This is a genomic window from Actinomadura sp. NPDC049382, assembly GCF_040677125.1.
Lineage (GTDB): Bacteria > Actinomycetota > Actinomycetes > Streptosporangiales > Streptosporangiaceae > Spirillospora > Spirillospora geliboluensis.
Map to the genome: position 1 here is coordinate 1 of NZ_JBFARO010000229.1, position 6,102 is coordinate 6,102.

A 6,102-nucleotide genomic window follows, 5' to 3' on the forward strand; every position below is an offset into this window, starting at 1 on the left:
CCCGACGACCCGAGCTCAGGAGAGCGATCGATGAGCACTGTGGAGGCGCCCGTCAAGACGCGCGCCCAGATCAAGGAAAGAACGCACCGCATCCCCGGCCCGGCCGACGCCGCGGCCGCCGACCCCTACGGGGACGACCTCCAGCTCGCCCTGCACACCTGCTACGAGCTGCACTACCAGGGCTTCGCCGGCGTCCACCCCGACTGGGAGTGGGACCCGGCGCTGCTGCGGACCCGCGCCGCCCTGGAGACCGAGTTCCTGGCCGCGCTCCGCCGCGACACCGGCACCGGCACCGGCCCCGACGCCGGCGCCGATGTGGAGGCCGCTCTGGAGGAGTTGCTGGTGGAACCGGTCGGCGGGGGAGGCGTCACCCACCACCTGCGCGACGACGGCCGCCCCTGGCAGCTGCGCGAGCACGCGGCGCTGCGGTCGGTGTACCACCTGAAGGAGGCCGACCCGCACGCCTGGGTCATCCCGCGGCTGCGGGGCCGCGCCAAGACCGCGCTGGTCGCCGTCGAGAACGACGAGTTCGGCGGCGGACGCCCCGAGATGACCCACCAGGGCCTGTACGCCGCCCTCCTGGACGACCTCGGCCTGGACTCCGCCTACGGCGCCTACGTCGACGCCGCCCCGCCGCAGATGCTCGCCACCGTCACCATGATGTCGCTGTTCGGCCTGCACCGGTCGCTGCGCGGTGCCCTGGTCGGGCACTTCGCCGCCGCTGAGATCACCACCGCGCCGTCCGCGCGGCGGATGGCCGCGGCCTTGCGCCGCCTGGGCGCCGGCCCCCGCGCCGTCCTGTTCTACACCGAGCACATCGAGGCCGACGCCGTTCACGAGCAGGTCCTGCGCCACGACGTCGTCGGTGCGCTGCTGGCCGCCGAGCCCGAACTGGCCGCCGACGTGGTGCTGGGCGTGCGGGCGACCGGGCTGCTGGAGGACCGCCTGGCCGGACACCTGCTGGCACGCTGGCGCGCCGGCCGGCCCGCGCTGCGCCGCCCACTGCCCGACGCGCCCCCGGACGAGCTGCCTGACACCCCGCCGGCCGGTGGGGGAGAGGGGGACCGGCGATGATGCTGCTGCGCCCGCCGGGGGTGTACCGGCCGCAGGCCGACACCTCGCTGCTGACCGGCGCGCTCACCCGGACACTGGCCCGTGCCGGCGCCCCGCCTCGCGCCCGCGTCCTGGAACTCGGCACCGGCACCGGCGCGGTCGCGCTGGCCGCCGCCCGCGCCGGCTGCGACGTCGTCGCCGTGGACGTCTCGGCGCCCGCGGTCCTCACCACGCGGATGAACGCCCGGCTGCGGGGCCTGCCCGTCCGGGTGCTGCGCGGCGACCTGTTCGCCCCGGTCGCCGGCGAGGTCTTCGACGTGATCGTCGCCAACCCCCCGTACGTGGCGGGCGACGCCGACCCGGCGGCGGTGCGGGGCCCGGCACGCGCCTGGGAGGGCGGCCACGACGGCCGCGCCCTGCTGGACCGGATCTGCGCACACGCCCCTCAGCACCTGGCGCCGGGCGGGACGCTGCTGCTGGTGCACTCGGCGCTGAACGGCGTCGCGGCGACGCTGGTGGCCCTGCGCGCCGCCGGGATGCGCGCGTCGGTGGTGGCCCGCCGCCGCGAACCGTTCGGCCCGGTGATGCGGCGCCGCGCCGCGCTGCTGGCCGCGCGGGGCCTGCTCGGGCCCGGGCAGCTGCACGAGGACCTCGTCGTGGTCCGCGCCGACCGGATCGCGGCCGGAACCGCAGGCGGTGAGGAGCGCCATGAGCACCGGCACCGGGCCGCCTGACCCCGCCCCCGCACCCGCACCCGACGAAGAGCATCGGGAAGGACGCGCGTCCGCGCGCCGGGATCGGCGGCGGGTGCGGATGGTGCCGGGCGGCCCGGTACTGGTGGAGGGCCCCGTCGAGGTCGTCCTGGAGGACGGCTCCACGGTCGTGTCGGACCGGTGGCTGGTCGCGCTGTGCGCGTGCCGCCGCAGCCGCTCCTACCCGTTCTGCGACACCAGCCACCGCCGCCGCACCCGCGGCTGAGGCCCGCTCAGCAGGCCGCTCAGCTCAGCCGCGGGGAGCCTCACGCGGGGAGCCTCAGCCGCCGAGGCTCTCCAGCGCGACGTCCAGCCGCTGGGCCAGCGCCTCGATCTGCTCCTCGTTGGCGCCGGTGTCCAGCTCGGCGATGACGGCGTCCCGCGTGGTGATCACCAGCGCGTCCTCAGGGCCGCCGCCCCGGCCGGGATCGCCGGGCACGACCGCCGCGCGGCCCCCGACCACGACGAGCGCCGCGTCGCGGTCGGTGGAGGCCAGCAGGGTGTGCAGGTGGTCGGAAGTGATCGTCGGCATCAGGTGACCTCCGGTAGCGCGATGGCGATGGGATGGCACTGGGATGTGGCAGTGGGATGGACGAGACGGTGCGGGGTGAAGTCCGCGGCGTGCCAGGGGCGGGTCAGGGGCGGCGGCCGACGCCGGTGCTGAACTCGCGGGCGCGGCCGGGCCCGGCCCCACCCGGCGCCAGCGGCGGCGTGTCCCGCCCGGCGCCGGACCGCAGCCCCTCCAGGAAGTCGCTGAACGCCTCCCGGGCGGTGTGCCGCGGCGTCCAGCCCAGCTCGGTGCGGGCCCGCGCGGTGTCCATGACCGGGATCCGCATCGCCAGGTCGAACAGGCCCGGCGACGCCGGCACCAGATGCAGCCCCCACGCCGCCGCCAGCGCCGCCCGCACCGCCGGCTGCGGAACCCGGACCGTGCGCGCGCCGAGCATGCCGGCGAGCTCGGCCGCGTCCACCACCGGGTCGGCGGCGACGTTGAACGCCCCGCGCGCCGCACCGGTCGCGGCCAGCCGAAACGCCTGCCCCGCGTCCGCCGCGTGCAGGAACTGCATCCGCAGCCCCGGCATGTCCGGCACGAACGGGATCCCGCCCGGACGCACCAGCCGGCCCGGCAGCAGCGGCCCGGCGAACAGCCGCCGCTGCTGGCTGGCCGACTGCCGCTGGAAGACGAACCCCGGCCGGATCCGCACCACCCGGCACCGCGGGTTGGCGGCCTCGAACGCGTCCAGCAGCCGCTCCACGTACGCCTTCTCCCGCGAGTAGGCGGCGCCCGGCCACCCGTGCGTCGGCCACGACTCGTCCACCGGGCGGTCCTTGGGCCCGGGGGAGTAGGCGCCGACCGACGAGGAGTGCACCAGCGCCGGCACCCCGGCCTCGGCGACCGCGTCGAACACCCGGCCGCTGCCGACCACGTTCGCGTCCCACGTCACCGCCGGCCGGTGGGTCGGCTGGAACAGCCACGCCAGATGCACCACCGCGTCGGCGCCCCGCAGCAGCGGCACCAGGTCGCTGTCGGTGACGTCGGCCCGCGCCCACTCGATCTTCCCGCTGCCGGCCGGGTCGGTCTCCCGCACCGCGCCCGGCCCCGGCGCGCGCCGCGCCACACCGGTCACGGCGGTCACGGCGGGGTCCTCGGCGAGCTCGCGCAGCGTGCTGGTCCCGATGTTGCCGGTCGCGCCGGTCACGACGACGCGCATGGCGGTCTCCCTCTCCTCGGCGGTCCGCCCGCGGGCTCGTCCCCGCAGGTGGACGGCCCCATTCCCGGCCAGCGCCGAACTATGCCCCACCCCCCGCCGGCGCCCGCCGACCCGTCCGGGGCCGGTCAGGCGGGACGGCAGCGCAGGCACGGCCGGTACCCGGCCGCTTCCGCAGCCGCCAGCCCGCCGAACCCGCGCCGGTGCCCCGGCGCGATCCGCCGCGCGTCCGCGCACGTCGGATAGCACACGATCCCCGTCGTGTCCGACCCCACCAGCCGCACCCCGCGCCGCGCCAGCTCCACCGCCTCGTCCACGTCCACGTCCTCGGCCCGCAGCAGCCGCTCCTTGGCCCCCGCACCGAACACGTACTCGCCCAGCGACCCGTCCGACCGCGTCACCCGATGGCACGGGATCAGCAGCGGAACCGGGTTGCGGCCCAGCGCCGACCCCACCGCCCGCACCGCCCGCGGCCGCCCCGCCCGCCGCGCCACCCACGCGTACGGGCGCGTCTGCCCGCGCGGGATCTCCGCCGCCGCCTCCAGGACCGCCGCCTCGAACTCGCTCAGCCCCCGCAGGTCCAGCCGCAGCCCGCCCAGCCGCCCCGACCGCAACGCCGGCACCAGCCCCGCCGGAGGACGCTCCGCCGCCAGCAGCGGCCGCGCGAACCGCTCCCGGAACGCCTCGGCGAACTCCCGCTCGCCCATCCCCGCACGCACGTACGCCACCCCACGGTCCGTGAACGCCACCTGCAGCCCCGCCAGCGGCCCGTCCTCCACCGGCCCGGGAACCCGCACCCGCCGCGCCGCGATCCGCTCCAGCAGCCCCGCCGGCGCGTCCGCCGCCAGCCCCGCCAACTCGTCGACCACCGCGTCCACGGCCGGATCCACGGCCGGATCCACCGCCCCGCCGAAGGCATCGGCACCGGTCATCACCGGCCTCCCTCCCGCCGCTCACGCGGCCCCTCGAATCCGTCCGGGACGCCGCGCAGCCTCCGCAGCCGCGCCAGCCCCCGCGACACATGCGACTTCACCGTGCCCTCCGGCAGCCCCAGCACGGCCGCCACCTCGGCGACGGGAAGACCCGTCACATGCCGCAGCACCACCGCCGCCCGCTGCGCCTCCGGCAGCTCGGCCAGCAGCGCCGCCAGCTCCCGGCCCGTCTCCCGGCGCGCCGCGGCGTCCTCCACCCCCTCGCCCGGATCGGGCGGGTCCGGCGCGTCCTCCATCGGCGCCGCCACCGGACGCCGCGCCGCCGACCGCAGGCTGTTGCGCCACACGTTCGTCAGGATCGCCAGCAGCCACGCCCGCGGCCGCAGCCCCTCGATCCGCGCCGCCTCGTACCCCGCCAACGCCCGGTAGGCCCGCAGGAACGCCTCCGCCGACAGATCCTCGGCCTCGGCCCACCGCCCGCACAACCGAAGCGCCGTCGAGAACACCGCGCCCCGGTACGCCTCGTACAGCGCCGCGAACCCGGCGTCCAGGTCCCGCGCCAGCGCCGCCGCGACCGCCGCGCCCGCGTCATCGCCGGCACCGCCGCGGGCGCCGTCCGGAAGGCGGGGGAGCGCTTCGTCCGTAACCGTCACATCCCGTCAACACCGGCCCGCGCCGGCCCGTTGCACCCCGCCCGCGGGCCCGCGCCCGACCGGGCCGCGCTCAGCCGAGCCACCCCGGCCGGATCACGCCCTTCTCATACGCCAGCACCACCAGCTGCGCCCGGTCCCGCGCCCCGAGCTTGGCCAGGATACGGCTCACATGCGTCTTCGCCGTCGCCGGCGACAGCACCAGCCGCCCCGCGATCTCCTCGTTCGACAGGCCCGCCGCCACCAGCTCCAGCACCTCCCGCTCCCGCTCGGTCAGCGCGCTCAACTCCGCCGCCGGCGGCGGCGCCGTGATCCGGGACGCGAACTCCGAGATCAGCCGCCGCGTCACCGTCGGCGCCAGCAGCGCGTCCCCCCGCGCCACCACCCGCACCCCGTGGATCAGCTCCGGCGGCTCGGTGTCCTTCACCAGGAACCCGCTCGCCCCCGCCTTGATCGCCTCGTACACGTAGTCGTCCAGATCGAACGTCGTCAAGATCACCACCCGGACGCCGCCCAGCCGCGGATCGGCGATGATCCGCCGCGTCGCCTCCAACCCGTCCAGCACCGGCATCCGGATGTCCATCAGCACCACGTCCGGGCGCACCTCGACCGCCCGCTCCACCGCCTGCGCCCCGTCCCCGGCCTCGGCGACGATCTCGATGTCGGCCTCGCCCTCCAGGATCGACCGGAACCCCGCCCGCACCAGCGTCTGGTCGTCAGCCAGCATCACCCGGATCACGCGATCTCCTCCATGCTCTCCACACCTCGCCACCCGGCCGCCACCGCCCACCCGCCGGACCACCCGCCAACCGTAGTTCAGCCCGCCCCCCTCCCGCCCGCCACCCGCGATCTTCACCGCCCCCGACCCCTGACTTTCGACGGTAACCCCGCACTTCACCGGCCAGTAGCGTGGACCCCGTGAACCACCCCGCAGCCACCCGGGAACACCGCGTCACCGCCCGCGACGCCACCCGCGCCGCAGCCGGCGCCGCCGCCCGGGCACTGC

The 6,102-nt window shown here is 77.1% G+C and carries 8 protein-coding genes; 3 read left to right on the forward strand and 5 right to left on the reverse strand.

Annotation, left to right across the window (positions count from 1 at the left end; genetic code table 11):
• The first annotated feature begins 30 nt into the window (after nucleotides 1-30).
• The 3 genes from AB0K34_RS45765 to AB0K34_RS45775 all read left to right on the forward strand — a co-directional run bounded on the left by AB0K34_RS45765 (nucleotide 31) and on the right by AB0K34_RS45775 (nucleotide 2,031).
• Complete coding sequence (locus tag AB0K34_RS45765; RefSeq protein ID WP_364554796.1) at nucleotides 31-1,074, forward strand: iron-containing redox enzyme family protein; 1,044 nt, start codon at nucleotides 31-33, stop codon at nucleotides 1,072-1,074.
• Entirely contained in the window at nucleotides 1,071-1,787 is a 717-nt protein-coding gene (locus tag AB0K34_RS45770) for a HemK2/MTQ2 family protein methyltransferase (protein WP_364554798.1), read from the forward strand. The genes AB0K34_RS45765 and AB0K34_RS45770 overlap by 4 nt, the downstream gene beginning before the upstream one ends.
• 79 nt (nucleotides 1,788-1,866) lie before the next feature.
• A complete protein-coding gene (locus AB0K34_RS45775) occupies nucleotides 1,867-2,031 on the forward strand; it encodes a CDGSH iron-sulfur domain-containing protein (RefSeq protein WP_301175880.1) in 165 nt (54 codons plus the stop codon).
• A gap of 54 nt (nucleotides 2,032-2,085) precedes the next feature.
• Here the strand turns inward: AB0K34_RS45775 and AB0K34_RS45780 are convergent, their stop codons facing one another.
• The 5 genes from AB0K34_RS45780 to AB0K34_RS45800 form a co-directional block, all read right to left on the reverse strand.
• A complete protein-coding gene (locus tag AB0K34_RS45780) occupies nucleotides 2,086-2,337 on the reverse strand; it encodes a hypothetical protein (RefSeq protein ID WP_301175867.1) in 252 nt (83 codons plus the stop codon).
• Nucleotides 2,338-2,440: 103 nt separating this feature from the next.
• Complete coding sequence (locus AB0K34_RS45785; protein ID WP_364554800.1) at nucleotides 2,441-3,517, reverse strand: NAD-dependent epimerase/dehydratase family protein; 1,077 nt, start codon at nucleotides 3,515-3,517, stop codon at nucleotides 2,441-2,443.
• Between the two features lie 125 nt (nucleotides 3,518-3,642).
• Nucleotides 3,643-4,446 carry an MGMT family protein gene (locus AB0K34_RS45790; RefSeq protein ID WP_364554802.1) on the reverse strand — a complete coding sequence of 268 codons (804 nt, stop codon included), beginning with the start codon at nucleotides 4,444-4,446 and terminating at the stop codon, nucleotides 3,643-3,645.
• Nucleotides 4,446-5,099, reverse strand: a complete 654-nt coding sequence (locus AB0K34_RS45795) for an RNA polymerase sigma factor (RefSeq protein ID WP_301175864.1) — start codon at nucleotides 5,097-5,099, stop codon at nucleotides 4,446-4,448. The genes AB0K34_RS45790 and AB0K34_RS45795 overlap by 1 nt, the downstream gene beginning before the upstream one ends.
• Before the next feature lie 70 nt (nucleotides 5,100-5,169).
• On the reverse strand, nucleotides 5,170-5,835 hold the full coding sequence (locus AB0K34_RS45800; protein WP_301175863.1) for a response regulator transcription factor: 666 nt from the start codon (nucleotides 5,833-5,835) through the stop codon (nucleotides 5,170-5,172).
• Between the last annotated feature and the right edge of the window lie 267 nt (nucleotides 5,836-6,102).